A 19,735-nucleotide genomic window follows, 5' to 3' on the forward strand; every position below is an offset into this window, starting at 1 on the left:
AACGCGGTCACATGACCGGGTCGGGCTCCCGGGCCAGGTCCGCCGCGCCCACCAGACCCGCCTTGTTGCCCAGCTGGGCGCCGAGGACCTCGGCGACCGGGCGCCAGTTGCCGCCGACCAGCCAGCGCTTGTAGGACTTGCGGATCGGGCCGAGGACCAGTTCGCCCTCGTCGGAGAGGCCGCCGCCGACGATGAACGCGGAGGGGTCGAAGAGGGAGGCCAGGTCGGCGAGGCCGGCGCCGACCCAGCGGGCCAGCTCGCGGTAGGAGTCGACGGCCACTCGGTCGCCCTGGCGGGCGGCCATGGAGACGTGCTTGCCCTCGATGCCCTCGGGGGTGCCGTCGCCGAGGGAGAGCAGCGTCTCGGCGTTCTCCGGGGTGGCGTTGGCGCGCTGCTTGGCGTAGCGGACGAGGGCGCGGCCGGAGGCGTACTGCTCCCAGCAGCCCTGCGAGCCGCAGCCGCACAGCAGGCCGTCCGGCACCATGCGGATGTGGCCGAACTCGGCGGCCACGCCGAAGTGGCCGCGGCGCAGCTTGTTGCCGATGATCACACCGCCGCCGAGGCCGGTGCCGAGCGTGATGCAGATGACGTTGCGGTGGCCGGCGCCCGCGCCGAACTTGTACTCGCCCCAGGCGGCGGCGTTGGCGTCGTTCTCCACGACGACCGGGAGACCCGTGCGGGCCTCGACCTTCTCCTTGAGCGGCTCGTTGCGCCAGTCGATGTTGGGCGCGAAGTACACCGTCGAGCGCTGGCGGTTGACGTATCCGGCCGCACCGATGCCCACGCCGACGATCTCGTGCCCCGCACGCGCGCCCTCCACCGCGGAGGCGATGGCGTCCACGATGCCCTCGGGCGTGCCCGGGGTCGGCACCTTGTGGGTCGAGAGGATGTTGCCTTCCTCGTCGACCACGCCGGCCGCGATCTTCGTGCCGCCGATGTCGACGCCGATGGTGAGTCCCATGAATCCCTCAGTTCCGGTCGAGCCCCGCTACCGCCAACGGTACCCGAGGCGCCGCCCTCGGGGCCGGGGCGTCCGTACGGTGAGCGGCCCGGCGGGGATCATGGGCGCCCCGCCGGGGACCGGGGTGTCAGTCGAGGTCGATGCGCTCGCCGGGGCCGGTGCCGGGGTCGTCGCCCCGGTCGCGGCGCTCGTCGAGGTCGCGGGGGTCGGTGTCGCGGGCCGTCCAGCGGCGCTCCTGGTCCTGTACGGCGGAGCGGTAGGCGGCGAGCAGTTCGTTGCCCGCGGCGGCGAGGTGGTCGAAGACGTCGGGGTTGCGTTCGATGACGGGTTCGACGGCGGCCTTGGCCTGCTGGACGACCTGCCGCACCACCTGCTGGGCGGCCGGCCCGGCGACCGCGCCGAACAGCGGCGACTGGAGGCCGGAGAGCCTGTCGGCGACCGCGTCGACGAACTTCTTCAGCTCCTCGGCGGCGGAACCGGGGGGCGGTCCGTACTCGGCGCGACGGCGGGCCTTCTCCGCCTCAAGGTCCTCGGCGACGGCGGTCGCCCAGGCGTCGGCGTGGGTCTCGGCCGCCCGTACGTCGTCCACCGGCTTCTCGACGATCTCGTCCCCGGCGTCGTCGGACGGAGGGAGCTGTTCGCTCATGACGGACTCCTGACTACGGATGGCACCTTCGACGTTACCCGAACGGCCGTGGTCGCTTCAGCGGGTGCGCGGCCACAGAGCCGGATCCGGCCGGAAGCGGATGCGCAGTTCCTCCTCGCGCAGGGCGGCGCCGTCGACGGTGCAGCGGCGCAGCGCGGAGGGCAGCGGGACGATGCGGCGGAACGGTCCGGCGGTGACGACGAGCTCGTCGCCGCGGCGGATCAGGTCGAGTTCGTCGCGGCGGGCGCCGGGCAGGGGGATGTGCCAGACGAGGACGCCGTCGTCGGCGAGCCGGTCGGTGACGGGCCACGTGACCGGGGCGGGGGCCGTTCCGGCGCCGGGTACGGCGAGTGCGGCGAGGTCGTCGGCGCCGCGGGGGTCGCGGCCCAGGTGGGCGACCGGGTGGACGTCGTACGTCTCCCGCCACTCCTCCAGGGTCTTGCGCTGCTGGGCGACGGGGGCGGCCAGCCAGCTGTCGCCGTCGCTCTCCGGCAGGACGCGGGTGGCGATCAGCGCGTCCGTGCGCAGTCCGCGCAGGGCGAGTCCGAGGGCCGCGGTGCGTACGGCGTCGGCGCCGGCGGGGCCCGGTTCGGCGACTAGGCGTACGGCGGTGTCCTTGTCGGCGAGCACGGCCTCGACGGCGGCGAGTTGGAGGTCGAGGCGGGCCGCCGCGTCGTACAGCCACTCGGCGGGCATCGGAACGCCGGCGAGGCGGCCGAGTACGGGGCGCAGGGCGCGGGCGGCCTGCCGCTCGGAGGGGAGGAGGCGGCGCAGGTAGCGGCGGAGTTCCTCGGGGAGGGAGAGGAGGGAGAGGGCGCGGGGGGTGGGTGGGAGATCGACCACGAGGAGGTCGTACGACTCGGAGAGCGCGGCGTCGCGCAGGGAGCGCAGGACGGCGAGTTCCTCGGCGCCGGGGAGGGGTGCGATCTCCTCGGGGTCGAGGCGGGAGGCGCCGAGGAGGTCCAGGGCGGGGGCGGCTCTTGTCTGGAGGGCGGCGAGGTCGGTGCGGAAGTCTGTGTCGGGGTCGACGTGGTGGACGGTGAGGCCGGGGGTGTCCCCCGTGTCCCCCAGGACGGGGCTCAGGGTGTCCGTGCGGTCGGTGCCGAGGAGCAGGGTGCGGGCACCCTCGCGGGCTGCGGCCAGTGCGGTGGCGGCGGCGGTCGTGGTGCGGCCGCTGCCGCCGGGGCCCGTGATCAGGAGGGTGCGCATGGGGGTGAACGGTAGTGGAGGCTGGGCGGGGGGTGTTTGCGCAACCCGGCGATTGCGGGGTGCCGCCGCGCCCACCCGTGCCGCCCCAGCGGCACGACTGCCCGCAGTTACGCGCCTGATTCCACTCGCTTCTTCAGGCCGGCCAGGGCCCGGTCGATGATGACCTTTTCGGCCTTGCGCTTGATCATGCCGAGCATGGGGATCTTGACGTCGACGGTGAGGCGGTAGGTGACCTCGGTCGTGCCCGCGCCGGCCGGGGTGAGGACGTAGGAGCCGTCGAGGGAGCGGAGCATCTGGGACTTCACCAGGGTCCAGGAGACCTCGTGCTGCCCGGTCCAGGTGTACGCCAGGGTCTGGTCGTCCTTGATCGCGCCGGCGTCCATGACGAGACGCACCTGCTCGGCGCGGCCCTCTCCGTCGGTCTTGAGGACCTCCGCCTCCTTCACCTCACCGGTCCAGTCCGGATAGCGGGCGAAGTCGGCGATCACCCCCATGACGTCGGCCGCCGCCGCCTCGATCGTGATGCTCGAGCTGGTGTGTTCCGCCATCGCCGTGGCTCCTCCAGATGCGGGCCGGTAGTCGTCATCGCCGTGCGCGGGTCGCCGAGCGCACGCGCGTGCAGCGGAAGGCTACCGCGCACCGCTCCGACGGAACTCACCCGACCTGGGACATCCTCACCATTCGAGCGCCCAGGGCGTCCCCCGGCCGGCGAAGTGCCCCACGTTCACGCACTCGGTCGCACCGATCCGCATCCGCCGCACCAGCGGCTGGTGGACGTGCCCGAACAGGGAGTAGCGGGGCCGGGTGCGGCGGATGGCGTCCAGCAGGGCGCGGCTGCCGCGTTCGAAGCGGCGCGCGACGGTGTCGTAGACCAGCTCCGGCACCTCCGGCGGGATGTGGGTGCACAGCACGTCGACCTCGCCCACGGCCTCGATCTTCGCCGCGTACTCCTCGTCGTCGATCTCGTACGGCGTGCGCATCGGCGTGCGCAGCCCGCCGCCGACGAAGCCGAAGGTCCAACCGCCGATCTCCACCCGCTGGCCGTCGAGCACCGTGGTGCCGGGCCCCGCGTACTCCTGCCACAGTGGCGGCATGTCGACATTGCCGTAGGTGGCGTACGTCGGCGTGGGGAAGACGGCGAACAGCTCGGCGTACTGCTTGCGCACCGCCTTCTCGATCACCGCCGCCCGGTCCTTGCCGATGCCCGCCCACAGCCGGCGCTGGAACTCGCGCGCCTCCTCGAAGCGGCGGGCGGTGCGCAGCTCCACGATGCGGTCGGCGTTCTCGGTGCCGAACAGATCGGGGAAGATGCCGCGGGAGTGGTCGGCGTAGTCGAGAAAGAGCACCAGGTCGCCCAGGCAGATCAGGGCGTCCGCGCCCTCGCCGGCGCGGGCCAGGTCACGGACGTTGCCGTGCACATCGCTGACCACGTGGACTCGTGTGCGCTGGTTGCCGCCTGGTGTCGATGCCATGGCGATCAAGGGTAAGCGTGTGCGGCACGCGTGAACAATGGCGGGCGGACCTGCGGTTACTGGCTCGTCGGTGAAGGGTTGGACTACTGTGCGCAATGGAACACCAACCTGTGTGACGCAGCGAACATCTCGCCGGGACCCCCTGTCGTAGACGCCATACCGGCGGGTAACGTCCGGGCAGTCCAGTCGTGCTCGGGATTTCAACTAGTGAATTCGCGAGCACCCGCCCGAGCCTTGGACCGCACCGTCGCATCGCACAACGTCGTGGCGCCGGCGCCCTAAGAGGAGCAGCAGTCTTGCGCGAGTTCAGCCTTCCGGCTTTGTACGAGGTCCCCGCGGACGGAAACCTGACCGACATCGTCCGCAGAAACGCCGCGCAGCACCCGGACGTCGCCGTCATCGCCCGCAAGGTGGGCGGGACCTGGCAGGACGTCACGGCCACCGCCTTCCTGGCGGAGGTGCGGGCCGCCGCGAAGGGCATGATCGCCGCCGGTGTGCAGCCCGGTGACCGGGTCGGCCTGATGTCCCGCACGCGGTACGAGTGGACGCTGCTCGACTTCGCGATCTGGAGCGCGGGCGCGGTGACCGTGCCCGTGTACGAGACCAGCTCGCCGGAGCAGGTGGCGTGGATCCTCGGCGACTCCGGTGCCACCGCCTGCTTCGTGGAGCTCGACACCCATGTGGCGGCCGTGGAGTCGGTGCGCGACCGGCTGCCCGCGCTGAAGAACCTGTGGCAGATCGACGCCGGCGGCATCGAGGAGCTGGGCCTGCTCGGTCAGGACGTCACCGACGAGACGGTCGAGGAGCGCAGCTCGGTCGCCAAGGCGGACGACCCGGCGACCATCGTCTACACCTCCGGTACGACCGGCCGCCCCAAGGGCTGTGTGCTCACCCACCGCAGCTTCTTCGCCGAGTGCGGCAACATCGTGGAGCGGCTGCGTCCGCTGTTCCGTACGGGCGAGTGCTCCGTGCTGCTGTTCCTGCCGCTCGCGCACGTCTTCGGGCGGCTGGTGCAGATCGCGCCCATGATGGCGCCGATCAAGCTGGGCTGCGTGCCCGACATCAAGAACCTGACCGACGAGCTGGCCGCGTTCCGCCCGACGCTGATCCTGGGCGTGCCGCGCGTGTTCGAGAAGGTCTACAACTCGGCGCGGGCCAAGGCGCAGGCCGACGGCAAGGGCAAGATCTTCGACAAGGCCGCGGACACGGCGATCGCGTACAGCCGCGCGCTGGACACGCCGTCGGGCCCGTCGCTCGGCCTGAAGATCAAGCACAAGGCCTTCGACAAGCTGGTCTACGGCAAGCTCCGCGCGGTGCTCGGCGGGCGCGGCGAGTACGCCATCTCGGGCGGCGCCCCGCTGGGCGAGCGTCTGGGCCACTTCTTCCGCGGCATCGGCTTCAGCGTGCTGGAGGGCTACGGCCTGACCGAGTCGTGCGCGGCCACCGCCTTCAACCCGTGGGACCGGCAGAAGATCGGCACGGTCGGCCAGCCGCTGCCCGGGTCCGTGATCCGGATAGCGGACGACGGCGAGGTGCTGCTGCACGGCGAGCACCTGTTCAAGGAGTACTGGAACAACCCGTCCGCGACCGCCGAGGCCCTGGCCGACGGCTGGTTCCACACCGGGGACATCGGCACCCTGGACGAGGACGGCTACCTGCGGATCACCGGCCGCAAGAAGGAGATACTGGTCACCGCGGGCGGCAAGAACGTCGCCCCGGCAGTGATCGAGGACCGGATCCGGGCGCACGCGCTGGTCGCGGAGTGCATGGTGGTGGGCGACGGGCGGCCGTTCGTGGGCGCGCTGGTCACCATCGACGAGGAGTTCCTGGGCCGCTGGGCGGCCGAGCACGGCAAGCCGGCGGGGTCCACGCCGGCGTCGCTGAGCGAGGACGCGGATCTGCTCGCGGCGATCCAGACGGCCATCGACGACGGCAACTCGGCGGTGTCGAAGGCGGAGTCGGTGCGGAAGTTCCGTATTCTGCCTGCGCAGTTCACCGAGGAGTCGGGGCACTTGACGCCTTCGCTGAAGCTGAAGCGGAGTGTTGTCGCCAAGGATTACGCTCACGAAATCGAGGCGATTTACGCCAAGTAGGGCGCGGTTTGGGGTGCCTCTTCGGCGCCGTCGGCGGGTGCGGGTGGTGTGTGGCTGGTCGCGCAGTTCCCCGCGCCCCTTTCCGGCGTTGCTCTACAGCAGTGCTTTCAAGTGCTCGGCCAAGAGGTCCCAGCGCCACTTCTGCTCGACCCATTCTCGGCCCCGCTGACCCATCCTCCGGCGGAGTTCCTCGTCGGCGAGGAGGGTGGTGATGCGGGCGGCCGTCTCCGTCGCGGAGTCGCCGGGGACGACCCAGCCGGTTTCGCCGTTCAGGACCGCGTCGGGGGCGCCGCCGGAGTCGCCGGCGACGACGGGGAGGCCGGTGGCGGAGGCCTCCAGGTAGACGATGCCGAGGCCCTCCACGTCCAGGCCCCCGCGCCGGGTGCGGCAGGGCATCGCGAAGACGTCACCGGCGCCGTAGTGGGCGGGCAGCTGCGACCAGGGGACGGAGCCGGTGAAGCGCACGGAGGCGGCCACACCGGTGTCCGCGGCGAGCCGGCGCAGGTCCTTCTCGTACGGGCCGCCGCCGACGATCAGCAGTACCGCGTCCGGCTCGGCGGCCAGGATCGCGGGCATCGCCCGGATCAGCGTGTCCTGGCCCTTGCGCGGCACCAGCCGCGAGACGCACACGACCACCGGGCGGTCGGTCAGCCCGAGCCGTGCCCGGACCTCGTCGCCGCCCGAGCCGGGGTGGAAGGTCTTCTCGTCGACGCCGGGCGGCAGCTGCACCATGCGCGCGGCCGCCTCGGGGGTCAGCGCGCCGGCGATCCGGGAGCGCGTGTACTCACCGAGGTAGGTGATCGTGTCCGTGGACTCCCCGATGCGGCGCAGCAGTTGCCGTGCGGCGGGCAGCTGGGCCCAGCCCGCCTCGTGGCCGTGCGTGGTCGCCACGATCCGCTCGGCGCCCGCCCGGCGCAGCGCCGGCGCCATCAGCCCGAGCGGCGCCGCCGCCCCGAACCACACCGAGGTGCACCCGTGCTCCCGCAGCAGCCCGACGGCGCGCCGGGTGACCCGGGGGGTCGGCAGCAGCATCGTCGTACGGTCCCGTACGACGGTGAAGGGCTGCTCGGCGTCGAAGGCGGCGGTGGCCTCGACGCCCTCCCGGGAGCGTTTCCAGGTGGAGGCGTAGACGACGAGGCGCTCCGGGTCGAGCCGCAGCGCCATGTTGTGGAGGAACGCCTGGATGCCGCCGGGCCGGGGCGGGAAGTCGTTGGTCACGATCAGGGTCTTGTGCATCGCCGCAGACCCTACCGAACGGGATTCCCCCGCCCGCCACGGCGGCGCTCTGTGGCACGTCCACCGGAGTCCGGGACATCATGGCTCCTCAGGACCGCACACCGGACGGGCAGGGAGCACATGAGGACGACGGCCGCCCGGGGCTCCCTCGCCCTGCTGCTGCTTCTGTGGGTGCTGACGCGGGCGCTGCTGCTGCTGTGCGTCCTGAAGGTGATCACCTTCCCCGGTCCGGATGTCACCAGCGACGTGTCGGTGATCTACCGGGGCTGGTACGACGTGCTGCGCGCCGGAACGTTCCCGCTGGACGACGTCACCTGGCAGTACCCGCCCGCGGCGGCCCTCGCGATCCTCTCCCCCGGTCTGTTGCCGTTCCTGGAGTACGCCACCGCGTTCTTCGTCCTGGCCCTCGTCGCCGACCTGGTCACGCTGGCGCTCCTGCTGTACGCCGGGCGGGGCGCCGGACGGTCGCCGCGCGGGGCGTGGGTGTGGGTGGCGGGCGTGCCGCTGCTCGGGCCGACGGTGTACGCGCGCTACGACGTGATGGTGACCGCCGTCGCCGTGGGCGCGCTGCTGGCGGCCGCCCGGTACCCCCGGCTGGCGGGGGCGCTCGCCGGTTTCGGGGCGCTGGTGAAGGTGTGGCCGGCGCTGCTGCTGCTCGCGGTGCGCCGGCGCGGGGCGTGGGCGTCGGCGGCGGTGACCGGCGCGGGCGTGGCCGTGCTGTTCGCCGCGCTGATGCCGGGCGCGTTCGCGTTCCTCACGTTCCAGCGGGACCGGGGTACGGAGGTCGAGTCGCTGGGGGCGCTCGTCTTCCATGTGGCCCGGCATCACGGCTGGGAGGGCGAGGTGCTGCTCAACTACGGGTCCGTGGAGTTCCTCGGGCCGTATGTGAGCTGGGTGAGCACGGGGGCGTTGTTCCTGAGCGGGGCCGCGCTGATCTGGCTGGTGCTGTGGCGGCTGATGGCGGTTCGGTTCGAGGCGCACACGGTCGCGGACGCGGGGTTCGTGGCGGTGCTGTTGTTCACGACTACGAGTCGGGTGATCAGTCCTCAGTACATGGTGTGGCTGGTGGGGGTGGCGGGGGTGTGTCTGTGCTTCCGGGGGAGTCGGATGGGGCTGCCGGTGGGGTTGGTGCTGGGGGCGTCGTTTGTGACGGTGCTGGAGTTTCCGGTGGGGTTCGGCCATGTGGTGGCCAGTGATCCGCTGGGGATCGGGTTGCTGGTGGTTCGGAATGGGCTGCTGGTGGTCGCGGCGGTGGTGGGGGCGCGGCGGCTGTGGTGTGCGACGGTGCCGGGGCGGCGGGCTGTGCCCGCGGTTCCGGGGCCGGCCCGGGCTACTGGGGCGCCGGTGTCGTCGTGACGGGTCCCGTGCCACCCGCGTTGGTGCGGGTCGGGGGTGGGTCGCGCGGCCCGGCGCTTGCGGGGTGCCGTCGCGCCCACCCGTGCCGCCCCAGCGGCACGACTGCCCGCGGGAGACGTGCGTTCAGGTCAGGGTGGTCCTTATGTAGGTCTGCCAGTCGGTGGTGAAGTCCTCCGGGGTGGTGTTGAGGACGTCGTGCATCGCGTTTTCCACCGCGCCCTCGCGGTCCTTGTGGGCGCCCACGGTGCGGTAGAACTCCCTGAGGCGGTCCTCACCCCAGCGTTCGGCGATGAGGCGGCAGGCCAGCCAGCCGCTCTCGTAGGCGCGGGCGAGGCGGTCCGCGTCGCCGGAGAAGCCGAAGTCCGCGTCGTCCGGCAGCCCGGCGGGCACCTCGCCCCGGCCCACCGCGTAGGCGAGCTCCGGCGCCGCCTCGCCGGGGGTGCGGTCGCCGCCGCGGTAGCCGACCCAGTCGGCGAAACCCTCCGACAGCCACAGCGGGGTCGCGGCGGAGGTGTGGGCGCGGGTGGCGACATGGGTGGTCTCATGGGTGAGCACGACCTGCCGGCCCGAGTCGCCGAGCAGTCCGAAGGCGTCCGGGTTGACGATGACCCGGTCCGCAGGGGCGCGTCCGTCCGTGCCGGTCGCGCCGGTGGTGACCGCCGCGATCCCCCGGTAGGAGGAGGCGGGCGAGCCCAGCAGGCCCGCCATGCCGTCCAGGGTCTCCGGGACGAGGACGACCACGCGCCGGGACCATTCCGTGCCCCACGCGTCGGACACCTCGGGGACCGCGCGGTCGGCCAGCTCCGCGTAGTCGCGCAGCTTCGCGTCGGGCTGCCCGACACCCAGCACCAGGCTCCGCTCGCCCCGGACGGCGCGGGCGGTGCCCTGGTCCCAGAGCTGCTGGCCGGACTTCTCCGCGGGCCGGTCGGAGTCGACGGACCACCGGCCGTCCCCGTCCCGGCTCAGGCTCAGTGAGCGGGCGGTGACGACCGGGGACCGGTCGTGGCCCTCGACGCGGTAGCTCAGGTCGGCGGAGGCGGTGGCCGTGTCACCGGTGCGGTCGAAGGAGGTGAGGCGGTAGGACCAGTCCGCGAGCGGTACCGCGCGCAGGTTGTCGAAGCCCGACCGGGTGCCGGTGCCGGCGTAGGCGGCGGCGTCGTGGTCGAGGACCGCCTCCGCGCGCCGGTCGAGGAGCGACTGCACCTCCGCGCGGGCGGCGTCGACGGCCGGTCCCCCGCCGCACCCGACCAGGGAGACGAGCAGCAGACACAGCGCCGCCACCACCGACGCCCCCGACACCCGCCTTCGACCAGCCACCTTTCCGAGGGTACGGGCGCCGGGCCGGTGCGGTCAGACCCTGGTGACCGACGACACCGGCATCATCCCGACCGGGTCGTAGCGCACGGGGGCGCCGGGGTAGGGCGCGTGGATCACCTGGCCGTTGCCCATGTACATCCCGACGTGGCTGGCGTCGGAGCGGTAGACGACCAGATCGCCGGGGCGCGCCTCGGAGAGCGGGACCTGCCGCCCTGCGTACCGCTGGGCCTGCGAGGTGCGCGGCAGCGCGACCCCGGCCTGGCCGTACGACCACTGGGTCAGTCCCGAGCAGTCGAAGCCGCCGGGGCCGTTGGCGCCCCAGACGTAGGGCTTGCCGAGGGCGGAGCGGGCGGCGGCGACCGCGGCGGCGGCGCGGCCCGAGGCGGGCGCGCCGGCCGGGCCGAGCAGGTCCGCGCGGGCGGAGCGGGTGGCGCGGTCCCAGGCGGCACGATCACCGGCCGGGAGGGAGTTGAGCAGGCGGCGGGCCTCGGCGAGTTTGCTCTCGACGGTCCGCTTGTGGGCGGCGGCGGCCTTGCGGCTCTTCTCCAGCGCACCGAGTTTGCCCGCCGCCTCCGCGCGGTCCTGGGCGAGGGAGCGCAGGGCGCCCCGGAGCCTCCTCAGCTCACCGGCCTGGTGGACGGTGATCCGGTCGAGGACGGAGGCCCGTTCCAGATAGTCCTCCGGGTCGGCGGAGAGCAGCAGGGCGAGGGAGGGGTCCAGGCCTCCGGAGCGGTACTGGGCGACGGCGAGCGACCCCAGTGACTCCCGCATGGTGTTGACGCGCTGCTGCCGCCGGGCGATGCCGTCCTGCGCGGTGGCGATCTCGCGGCGCAGTCCGTCGGCGCGCTCGTCGGCCTCGTTGTACGCCTCGGTCGCCTTCTCGGCCTCCCGGTACAGGCGCTCCACCTCGGCCCGGGTGTCGTCGTACGGCGTGGCCGCGGCCGGTACGGCGGCGAAGGTGGTGGCCGCCGCGGACAGCAGACCGAGGGCGACGACGGCGCCCCGGTCGGATCCGGACGACGGTGCGGTACGGCGATGGGACCCCACGGGAAGCCGCGCTCCTTCCGCTGGCGGACAGGGAAACGCGGCAGACAGTAGCCGTCACGACGGCCGGGGGACCCATGGCCGAGGCGACCGCACACAGTGACGCCCCGCCTGTGACCTGCGTCGGAGGCGGGGCGTCGGGAAGATCGACGGGGGTGTGAATCCCCCGTTCGGCGGCACGCGGGACGGGTCAGACGCGGACGCCGAACATGAACGGGCCGCCGATGGTGTTCATCGACTCGTAGCGCACGACGGTGCCGGTGCGCGGGGCGTGGATGATCTGGCCGTTGCCCGCGTAGAGGCCCACGTGGTGCAGGTCGTTGAAGAAGAAGACCAGGTCGCCGACCTTGAGCTGGCTCACCGAGTAGATCTTGGTGCCCGCGCCGGTCTGCGACTCGGAGGTGCGCGGGATGCCGACGCCGGCCTGGGCGTACGCCCACTGGGTCAGGCCCGAGCAGTCGTAGGAGGACGGGCCGGTGGCGCCGTAGACGTAGGGGCTGCCGAGCTTGCTCTGCGCGGCGGCGAAGGCGGCGGCGGCGCGTCCGGAGCCGGCCGGGACGTTGACCGAGAGCGCGTCGCGCTCGCTGGCGCGGGTGGCGCGGTTCTGCTCGTCGGCGAGCGCCTGCTTCTCCGCGGCGGTGAGGCTGTTGAGCAGCTTCTGCGCGGAGGCGAGCTTGCCCTGGACTTCCTTCTTCTTCTTGCCCAGTTCGGTGCGGGTGGCGGAGAGGTCCTTGAGCTTCTCGGACGCCTCGGAGCGCTGCTGGGCGAGTTCGCGCTGCTTCTCCTGGATCTTCTTCAGCGCGTCGACCTGCTGGGTGCTCAACTGGTCGAGGGTGGACGCCTTGTCGAGGTAGTCGTCCGGGTCGGCGGAGAGGAACAGCTGGACGGAGGGGTCGATGCCGCCGCTGCGGTACTGGGCGCTGGCCATCGAACCGAGGCCGTCGCGCAGCTCGTTGAGCTCCTGCTGACCCTTGGCGACGTTGTCCTGGATGGTGGAGATCTCCTTCTGGAGCTTCTCCTGCTTCTCCTTGGCCCCGTTGTACTTCTCGGTGGCCTGCTCCGCCTGCTCGTAGAGCTTGTCGACCTTGGCCTTGACCTCGTCCTTGCTCGGCTTCTCGCTCGGCGCGGCGTTGGCGGCCTGCGAGCTCATGACGACGGCAGCGGCGGCAGCGGTGGTGAGCACGGTGACGCGTGCACGGCTCGGCTGCTTGGGACGACGGTGGGACGCCACGGAGACGAGCTCCTTCTCGAGAGTGATCGCGCGAGCGCGGGTTCGAAGGGAGACCCTAGTGATTCTCTTGTGATCAGTTCAAATCCCTGGACACGAAATCTCCGTTACAGCGGGTTTATTTGGTCGCAACTCACCTGCAGTGACGCCCGCTTGACGCTACGTTGCGTGACGGTTCCGTCAATTCGGGCATAGATCCCCGTACGTTGCACGGGGGACGGATGCGAATGATGTGTCAGGTAAGCCTTTTGAGGAGCACCGCCGATGCGACCGGGCGTGCGCCGGCGCGCGCGACCCCGTCGGCGACCTCGCGGTCGGTGGAGGCGACGATGACGGGCCGCCCCGGCGGCTCGGCGCGCACGAGCTGACGGATCAGCTCGTCGGCGGTGACGCCCGGCTTGGAGAACAGCACCCGGACCCCGCGCGGCGGCGCGAGCAGGACCGGGGCGGCCAGTTCGGCGCCGTCGAAGACGCAGGTCACCTCGGCGCCGGTCTGGGCGGCGAGCTGGGCGAGCTGGCCCAGGAGCCGCAGCCGCTGCTTCTCCAGGGGCATCTGGGGATAGCCGGTCTTGGTGACGTTGTAGCCGTCGACGACGAGGTGCGCCTGCGGCAGCGCCAGCAGCTGGTCGAGGATGGCCGGGTCGTGCTCGGACAGCGCGCGGGCGGCGATGTCCTTCGGGGTCATGCGTCCGGGCTCGACGGCGTCCACGGTCTCGGCGGGCCGGACGGACACCGGGGGCAGCGCCAGCTCCCGCCGGAGCCCCTGGGCGGCGTCCAGCACGGTGTCGAGCAGCAGCCGGACCCGCATGTCCTCCACGCTGCGGCCCTCCCGGGCGGCGCGGCGGGCGGCCTCCAGCGCGGCCTCGGTCTCCCCCAGCCGGGCCTTGAGGCGACGGCTCTCGCTCTCGGCGGCGGACACCTGGGCGTGCCCCTCGGCACGCACGGACTCCATCTCGCCCCGCAGCTTGCGCAGGGCGGCCTCGCCGCGCTTGACGTCGCTGAGGGCGGAGCGCAGCTTGCGGTGCAGCGAATCGGACTCCTTCTTCGCCGCTTCCAGCTCGGCGCGCAGCCGCTCGGTCTCGGACTTGGTGTGCTCGCGGGCCCGGGCGAGTTCGGCGCGCAGCCGCTCCAGCTCGGCCCGGGTCTCCTCGTCGGCGCGCTCGGCGTCGGCACGCTGGGCCTCCTCGCCGGCGGCGGTCACCAGCTTCACCCAGCCGGGCTGGCGGAGCACATAGGCCGCGGCCGCCACGTCGAGCGGGTCCGCGGCCGGGGGCGGGGAGCCCGAGTCGAGGGCGCCGGTCAGTTCCGGCTGGGCCTCTCTGAGCCGTTCCCCGATGCGCTGCCGGAACAGCGGATCGGTCTCCAGCGCCGCGGCCATGGCGTTGCCGGCGAACTTGGCGCGCCGGTTCGGGGCGAAGCGCGCGTACTGCCGCAGCTGGGCGGGCAGCTCGGCGACCGTCAGCCCGCCGAAGCCGTCGGCGACGATCTGGACGACCCGGCGGCGCACTCCGTCGGGCAGCGGACGGTCGAGCACCTCGGCGGCGCCGTCCTGCGGCCCCCCGCCCGTGGTCTCCACCATCCGTCACACCCCAATGCCTGTGTGCGACCCCGTGCGCGGGGTCGCCGTCAGCGGGGCCTGCTCCCGCTCAGGAGCCGGCACCCGGCCTGTCCACGAGTTCCACCTGGTCCACGGCGTTGCACCAGCGGCACCGCACCGACTCGATCGTCTCATCGAGCACCTCGCGCTCCTCGACCTTGGGCTCTCCGGCCAGATCGAGGTGGACGTACTCGACGACCTTCGACGAGCGGGTCACGTCGAAGCGGGTCAGGTTGCCGCAGAGGGTGCAGCGCCACCGCGTCGAGGCGGTCGGCAGAGGAACCGTCATCGTGGCTGTTCGCCTTCCTTCCAGTGTCCGTGACGCACCGGCTCACCGGGGCGTGTGGCTCGTAACCCTACGGCCTGGCGGGTCCCCGCCGCCCGCCCGTCCACGGCGGCGAGGCGGTCTGTGCGGTTGCGTCCGGTTACGTCATGCTCTGTCAATGATCCGTAGCTGGAGCGCGGCGGCCGCCGGGGCGTTCCGGGGCACCTCCGCGCCGGTGACCCACACCCTCGTCGTGCTGTGCTGCCTGGTTTTCCTGATCGGACCGGCCTCGGGCCTGAATCCGGCCCATGGGTCCGGGGCGGAGCTGCTCGCCGAGCAAAGGGCCTATTTCCGGCGCTGGGGCGTGATCCCCGCAGACCTGTTCGAAGGATCCCCCGAGGCCGTGCTCACCCCCGCCACGGCGCTGTTCGTGCACGGCAGCTGGGTGCATCTGCTCGGCAACATGCTGTTCCTCCACGTCTTCGGGGCGATGGCCGAGGCACGGATGGGACGGGTGCGGTTCACCCTGTGCTACGTGGGCTGCGGCTACCTCGCGCTGCTGGGGTACGCCGCCGCCAACGCGGGCTCCGAGCGGTCCCTGGTCGGTGCCTCCGGAGCGATCTCGGCGGTGCTCGGCGCGTTCCTGCTCCTGTTCCCCCGGGCCCGGGTGACCAGTCTCCTGCCGTTCCTGTTCTTCCTGCCGGTGCGGCTGCCGGCGTGGGTGGTGCTGCCGTTCTGGGCGGCGTTGCAGTGGGCGGCGGCGGGGCGGGCGGCCGAGGGGCCGGGGGTGGCGTATCTGGCGCACCTGATCGGCTTCGGGCTGGGCCTCGGCTACGCGTGGGTGCGTTTCGGCGGGGGCTTCGGCGGGGCGACTACAGTGAAGGCCACCCCTGCTCCGGCCCCCGAGGGAGAGAACCAGCCGTGATCACCGCGATCGTCCTCATCAAGACCAGCGTGGACCGGATTCCCGAGATCGCGGAACAGATCGCCGCGCTGGACAGTGTCAGTGAGGTGTTCTCCGTGACCGGGACGTACGACCTGATCGCCATGGTGCGGGTGCGGGAGCACGAGGATCTGGCGGAGGTCATTCCCGGGCGGATCAGCAAGATCGCGGGGGTGGAGGGGACGGATACGCATGTGGCGTTCCGTACGTACTCGCAGCACGATCTGGAGGCGGCGTTCGCCATCGGGCTGGACAGTTAGGTGCCGGGCGGGGGCGTCTCAGGCATTTTTTCGCCCCCGCCGCCCCTTCCCGTCCCGTCCCCGGGGCTCCGCCCCGGACCCCGCTCCTCAAACGCCGGAGGGGCTGGGTTGTGCCGGAAGGGCTGGGTTGTGCCGGAGGCGTTGGATTGTGTCGCCGGATGAAGAGTTCTTCATCCGGGGCTCATCCGGGGGCTTCGGTGTGGTGCGCAGGATCGGGGCATGGTCTTCACTCGCCGGATGGCGGCCCTCGCGGCCGTCGTGCTGATCCCGCTGGGCGTCGCCGCGACCAGTTTCGCGCTCGCCGACAGCCCCGAACCGCCCAAGGTGCCGCCGCAGGTCGAACTGGACAGCGGCTCACCCACTCCGACACCCACGGCCCCCTCCACGCGGCCCGAACCGGCACCGAGCGACGAGGTCGTCTCCCGGCCCCCGGTGACCGACAGCTCCACGGGTGATGACGATGACGACGACGGAGGCACGGACTCCCCCGACGACGGCCCCGGCGGGGACGACTGAGGCCGACGCGCCCCGCCGACGGATCTCCGCCCGGGTCCGCATCCTGCTCTGGCTGCTGTTCGTCATGGCGGTCGCGCTCGCCTCGGTCGCCATGACCACCCGCTCCTTCCTGCTGCGCGACGTCGACCACCGGATCAGCGGGCTGCTCGCCCAGGAGGCCGGTGAGTTCGCCAACTTCGAGGAGCGCGGCTTCGATCCGGAGACGGGCCGGCCCTTCACCGACCCGGACCGGCTGCTGCGCGTCTTCCTGGAGCGGCAGTACGCCGACCCGGACGAGGAGCTGATCGGCCTGGTGGCCCGCGCGAGCGGCGGACCTGCTCAGCTCACCCAGCCCCGCGACCTGCCCGTCGCCCTGCCACTGCACCGGGACCGCGACGCCCAGCGCCGCATCTTCGAGTCGCCCGACGCCTCCGGGGTGCTGCACCGGCCCGAGGGCGAGATCCGCTGGGCCAAGGTGGCCGTGGCCAGGCACGGCGGCGGCGACCCGGCGGCGGCGTTCGTCGTCGCCTTCCATCCCGAGCGCGAAGTGGCCCGGGTGGACGAGGTGTTCCGGGTGCTGCTCGCCATCTCCGGGGTCGCGCTGCTGCTGACCACCGGCATCGGCTGGGCGGTCGCCGGACGGATCCTTCAGCCCGTACGCCTGGTGCGCACCGCCGCCGCGCAGCTCACCGAGCAGGACCTCACCCGCCGTATCCCGGTGCGCGGGCACGACGACATCGCGGCCCTCGCCGAGACGTTCAACGCGATGCTCGACCGCCTGGAGCGGGCGTTCGCCGCCCAGCGGCAGTTCGTCGACGACGCCGGGCACGAGCTGCGCACCCCGATCACCATCGTGCGCGGCCATCTGGAGCTGATGGGCGACGACCCGGCCGAACGCGAGGAGACCGTCCGCCTAGTGACCGACGAGCTGGACCGGATGAGCCGCATCGTGGAGGACCTGCTGCTGCTCGCCAAGGCCGAACGCCCCGACTTCGTCACCCCGGAACCGGTCCAGCTCGCCGAACTCACCGCCGACGTCTACGTCAAGGCCCGCACGCTCGGCGAGCGGGACTGGCAGCTCACCGACATAGCCGACCGGGAGGCGGAGCTGGACCCGCAGCGGATCACCCAGGCGATGGTGCAGCTGGCGCAGAACGCGGTGCAGCACACCGGCGCCGGCCAGACCATCCGCATCGGCTCGCGTGCCGAGGGCTCCCGGATCGAGCTGTACGTCGCCGACTCCGGCCCGGGGGTCCGGCCGCAGGACCGGGAGCTGATCTTCGAGCGCTTCCGGCGCGGCACCTCCCGGCGCGGGGCGCGCGGTTCGGGCGCCGGGCTCGGCCTGTCCATCGTCAAGGCGATCGCCGAGGGGCACGGCGGCCGGGTCGGCCTGCGCGACACCGAGGGCGGCGGCGCCACCTTCGTACTCACCCTGGAAGAGGCACGCAAGTGAACCGGATTCTGATCGTCGAGGACGAGGAACGCATCGCCTCCTTCGTGGAGAAGGGGCTGCGCGCCAACGGCTTCACCACCACCGCGGTCCCCGACGGCGAGGCCGGTTACGAGTACGCGCTGACCGGCGGGTTCGATCTGATCGTCCTGGACATCGGGCTGCCCGGCCGGGACGGCTTCACGGTCCTGCGCGAGCTGCGCGAGTCACGGGTGACGACCCCGGTGATCGTGCTGACCGCGCGGGACTCGGTACGGGACACGGTGGCCGGCCTGGAGGGCGGCGCCGACGACTGGATGACCAAGCCGTTCCGCTTCGAGGAACTGCTCGCCCGGGTACGGCTGCGGCTGCGTACGGCGGCCCGCGCGCCGGAGGTGACGGTGCTGAAGTCGGGCCCGCTCAGCCTCGACCTGCGCACCCGCCGCGCCCGCTCCGGGGAACGCACCGTCGATCTGACGGCCCGTGAATTCGTGCTCCTGGAGCTGTTCCTGAGGCATCCCGGGCAGGTACTCTCCCGCGAGCAGATCCTGTCCCATGTGTGGGGCTACGACTTCGACCCGGGCTCCAACATCGTGGACGTCTACGTGCGGGCGCTGCGCAAGAAGCTCGGCGCCGACAGGGTGGAGACGGTCCGGGGGATGGGCTACCGCCTTCCCGCGTGACGGCTCCCGCGGCCGGGTGAAGTTCCCTTCATCTTCGGCTCATCGACGGCTCACCGCCCGGGTGAATCGTCGGTGACGTGACATTGAATCCCCGTTTGACCGTGGCCCTGTGCGTGGCCCTGTCGCTGTGCGCGCTGCTCGCGGTCCCCGGCAACTTCCCCGGCCTCGGCGGGGACGCGCGCCTCACCCTCGCCGTGTTCGCGCTGGCGACCTGCGCCTGGGTCGGAACGCCCGTCGACGACACGTACATCGCGCTGGGCGCCGGACTCGCGCTGACGGTGACCGGGGTGATCAGCAGCGACACCCTGTTCGGCACTCTCGGCGACTCCACGGTGTGGCTGCTGATCTGCGCGTTCGTGCTGGCGGCCGCGGTGGGCAGGACCGGGCTCGCGGGGCGGGCCGCCGCCTTCCTGGTGGGCGGGGCCCGTACGGTACGGCAGTTGACGCACCTGACGACGGCCGCGCTGGTCGTCACGGCGTTCGCGGTGCCCGCCACCTCCGGCCGGGCGGCGCTCGCCCTGCCGGTGTTCCTCGCCCTCGCCAAGGCACTCGCCGACCGGAAACGACTGGTCGTGATGCTGGCGCTGCTGTTCCCGACCGTGATCCTTCTGTCGGCGGTGGCGACCCTGATCGGCGCGGGCGCGCATCTGATCACCGTGTCGGTGCTGTGGGAGGCCACCGGGGAGCGGGTCGGCTTCACCGAATGGCTGCTGCTCGGGCTGCCGCTGGCCGTGGCCTCCTCCCATCTCGCCGCCGAGGCCGTCCTGTTGACCACCACCCGGCGCGCGGACCGCAAGGGTCCCGTGCGCATCACGGCCGAGGAGATCCAGCGGCACAGCGACCGCCCGGTCACCGGCCCCTGGAACCAGGCCGAGAAGCGCTGCGCGCTGCTGCTGGCCACGGTGGTCGCCCTGTGGTGCAGCGAGCCGCTGCACCGGGTCTCCCCCGCGATGGTCGCGTTGATCGGCGCGGTCGTCGCCAGCTCGCCGGCGCTCGGCACCGTGCGGCTGAAGGACGCGCTGAAGACGGTGCCCTGGTCACTGCTGCTGTTCATGGCGGCGACGATGGCGATGGGCGTGGCCCTCGCGGAGTCCGGTGCGGCGAAGTGGCTGGTCGGCGGGCTGCCGGCGGGGGTCACCCCGGTGATGTTCCTCGCGGTCGTGATCGCCGTCAGTACGGCGGCCCATCTGATCCTTCAGTCCCGCTCGGCCCGTTCGTCCGTGCTGGTCCCGCTGGTGGTCGCGGCGGCCGTGGGCGCCGGGGTGAACCCGGTCGCCGCGGCGCTCGCCTCCACGGCCGCCGCCGGCTTCTGCCACACGCTCCCGGCCTCCGCGAAGCCGGTCACGCTCTTCGCGGAGATACCCGGCACCCCCACCTACACCCCCCGTGACCTGCTGCGGCTGTCCGCCGTGCTGGCCCCGCTCACCGCCGCCCTGGTCCTGCTGTTCGCCGTCGCGGTGTGGCCGCTGCTCGGCGTCCCCGTGACCCGCTAAGGAGTTCC

General features: G+C 72.5%; 19 protein-coding genes. 8 read left to right on the top strand and 11 right to left on the bottom strand.

Going from position 1 to position 19,735, the window contains the following annotated elements:
* Nucleotides 1-7: 7 nt before the first annotated feature.
* The 5 genes from ACZ470_RS23765 to ACZ470_RS23785 form a co-directional block, all read right to left on the bottom strand.
* A complete protein-coding gene (locus ACZ470_RS23765) occupies nt 8-961 on the bottom strand; it encodes an ROK family glucokinase (protein WP_468430131.1) in 954 nt (317 codons plus the stop codon).
* Nucleotides 962-1,088: 127 nt separating this feature from the next.
* Nucleotides 1,089-1,607, bottom strand: a complete 519-nt coding sequence (locus ACZ470_RS23770) for a DUF5304 domain-containing protein (protein ID WP_468430133.1) — start codon at nt 1,605-1,607, stop codon at nt 1,089-1,091.
* Between the two features lie 57 nt (nt 1,608-1,664).
* The gene (locus tag ACZ470_RS23775; protein WP_468430135.1) at nt 1,665-2,816 is read right to left on the bottom strand and encodes an ArsA family ATPase; all 1,152 of its coding nucleotides are present in this window, start codon (nt 2,814-2,816) and stop codon (nt 1,665-1,667) included.
* Between the two features lie 107 nt (nt 2,817-2,923).
* Nucleotides 2,924-3,364 carry an SRPBCC family protein gene (locus ACZ470_RS23780; RefSeq protein ID WP_468430136.1) on the bottom strand — a complete coding sequence of 147 codons (441 nt, stop codon included), beginning with the start codon at nt 3,362-3,364 and terminating at the stop codon, nt 2,924-2,926.
* 126 nt (nt 3,365-3,490) lie between these two features.
* Entirely contained in the window at nt 3,491-4,288 is a 798-nt protein-coding gene (locus ACZ470_RS23785; protein ID WP_468430138.1) for a metallophosphoesterase family protein, read from the bottom strand.
* A gap of 296 nt (nt 4,289-4,584) precedes the next feature.
* On the opposite strand from ACZ470_RS23785, the gene ACZ470_RS23790 reads away from it, so the two are divergent.
* Nucleotides 4,585-6,381, top strand: a complete 1,797-nt coding sequence (locus ACZ470_RS23790) for an AMP-dependent synthetase/ligase (RefSeq protein WP_468430140.1) — start codon at nt 4,585-4,587, stop codon at nt 6,379-6,381.
* Nucleotides 6,382-6,474: 93 nt separating this feature from the next.
* Here the strand turns inward: ACZ470_RS23790 and ACZ470_RS23795 are convergent, their stop codons facing one another.
* Nucleotides 6,475-7,617 carry a glycosyltransferase family 4 protein gene (locus tag ACZ470_RS23795; RefSeq protein ID WP_468430142.1) on the bottom strand — a complete coding sequence of 381 codons (1,143 nt, stop codon included), beginning with the start codon at nt 7,615-7,617 and terminating at the stop codon, nt 6,475-6,477.
* Nucleotides 7,618-7,737: 120 nt separating this feature from the next.
* Here ACZ470_RS23795 and ACZ470_RS23800 point away from each other — a divergent pair, with 120 nt between their 5' ends.
* A complete protein-coding gene (locus tag ACZ470_RS23800; RefSeq protein ID WP_468430144.1) occupies nt 7,738-8,973 on the top strand; it encodes a glycosyltransferase 87 family protein in 1,236 nt (411 codons plus the stop codon).
* 123 nt (nt 8,974-9,096) lie between these two features.
* Here the strand turns inward: ACZ470_RS23800 and ACZ470_RS23805 are convergent, their stop codons facing one another.
* The 5 genes from ACZ470_RS23805 to ACZ470_RS23825 all read right to left on the bottom strand — a co-directional run bounded on the left by ACZ470_RS23805 (nt 9,097) and on the right by ACZ470_RS23825 (nt 14,448).
* Entirely contained in the window at nt 9,097-10,290 is a 1,194-nt protein-coding gene (locus tag ACZ470_RS23805) for a hypothetical protein (protein ID WP_468430146.1), read from the bottom strand.
* Nucleotides 10,291-10,323: 33 nt separating this feature from the next.
* Complete coding sequence (locus ACZ470_RS23810) at nt 10,324-11,337, bottom strand: C40 family peptidase (RefSeq protein ID WP_468430148.1); 1,014 nt, start codon at nt 11,335-11,337, stop codon at nt 10,324-10,326.
* Between the two features lie 187 nt (nt 11,338-11,524).
* Complete coding sequence (locus ACZ470_RS23815) at nt 11,525-12,565, bottom strand: C40 family peptidase (RefSeq protein ID WP_468430150.1); 1,041 nt, start codon at nt 12,563-12,565, stop codon at nt 11,525-11,527.
* A gap of 232 nt (nt 12,566-12,797) precedes the next feature.
* On the bottom strand, nt 12,798-14,141 hold the full coding sequence (locus ACZ470_RS23820) for an NYN domain-containing protein (protein ID WP_468430152.1): 1,344 nt from the start codon (nt 14,139-14,141) through the stop codon (nt 12,798-12,800).
* Nucleotides 14,142-14,208: 67 nt separating this feature from the next.
* The gene (locus ACZ470_RS23825) at nt 14,209-14,448 is read right to left on the bottom strand and encodes a hypothetical protein (protein ID WP_073936621.1); all 240 of its coding nucleotides are present in this window, start codon (nt 14,446-14,448) and stop codon (nt 14,209-14,211) included.
* Nucleotides 14,449-14,602: 154 nt separating this feature from the next.
* On the opposite strand from ACZ470_RS23825, the gene ACZ470_RS23830 reads away from it, so the two are divergent.
* The 6 genes from ACZ470_RS23830 to ACZ470_RS23855 all read left to right on the top strand — a co-directional run bounded on the left by ACZ470_RS23830 (nt 14,603) and on the right by ACZ470_RS23855 (nt 19,727).
* Nucleotides 14,603-15,349: a rhomboid family intramembrane serine protease gene (locus ACZ470_RS23830; protein ID WP_468430154.1), complete on the top strand. Its 747-nt coding sequence runs from the start codon at nt 14,603-14,605 to the stop codon at nt 15,347-15,349.
* On the top strand, nt 15,346-15,627 hold the full coding sequence (locus ACZ470_RS23835; RefSeq protein WP_468430156.1) for an Lrp/AsnC family transcriptional regulator: 282 nt from the start codon (nt 15,346-15,348) through the stop codon (nt 15,625-15,627). The genes ACZ470_RS23830 and ACZ470_RS23835 overlap by 4 nt, the downstream gene beginning before the upstream one ends.
* A gap of 219 nt (nt 15,628-15,846) precedes the next feature.
* Complete coding sequence (locus ACZ470_RS23840; RefSeq protein ID WP_468430157.1) at nt 15,847-16,143, top strand: small secreted hydrophilic protein; 297 nt, start codon at nt 15,847-15,849, stop codon at nt 16,141-16,143.
* Nucleotides 16,088-17,575: a sensor histidine kinase gene (locus ACZ470_RS23845; protein ID WP_468430159.1), complete on the top strand. Its 1,488-nt coding sequence runs from the start codon at nt 16,088-16,090 to the stop codon at nt 17,573-17,575. The genes ACZ470_RS23840 and ACZ470_RS23845 overlap by 56 nt, the downstream gene beginning before the upstream one ends.
* A complete protein-coding gene (locus ACZ470_RS23850; RefSeq protein WP_468430161.1) occupies nt 17,572-18,234 on the top strand; it encodes a response regulator transcription factor in 663 nt (220 codons plus the stop codon). The genes ACZ470_RS23845 and ACZ470_RS23850 overlap by 4 nt, the downstream gene beginning before the upstream one ends.
* Before the next feature lie 77 nt (nt 18,235-18,311).
* Nucleotides 18,312-19,727: an SLC13 family permease gene (locus tag ACZ470_RS23855; RefSeq protein WP_468430163.1), complete on the top strand. Its 1,416-nt coding sequence runs from the start codon at nt 18,312-18,314 to the stop codon at nt 19,725-19,727.
* Nucleotides 19,728-19,735: the final 8 nt, after the last annotated feature.

This window comes from Streptomyces sp. NPDC031111, assembly GCF_055570675.1.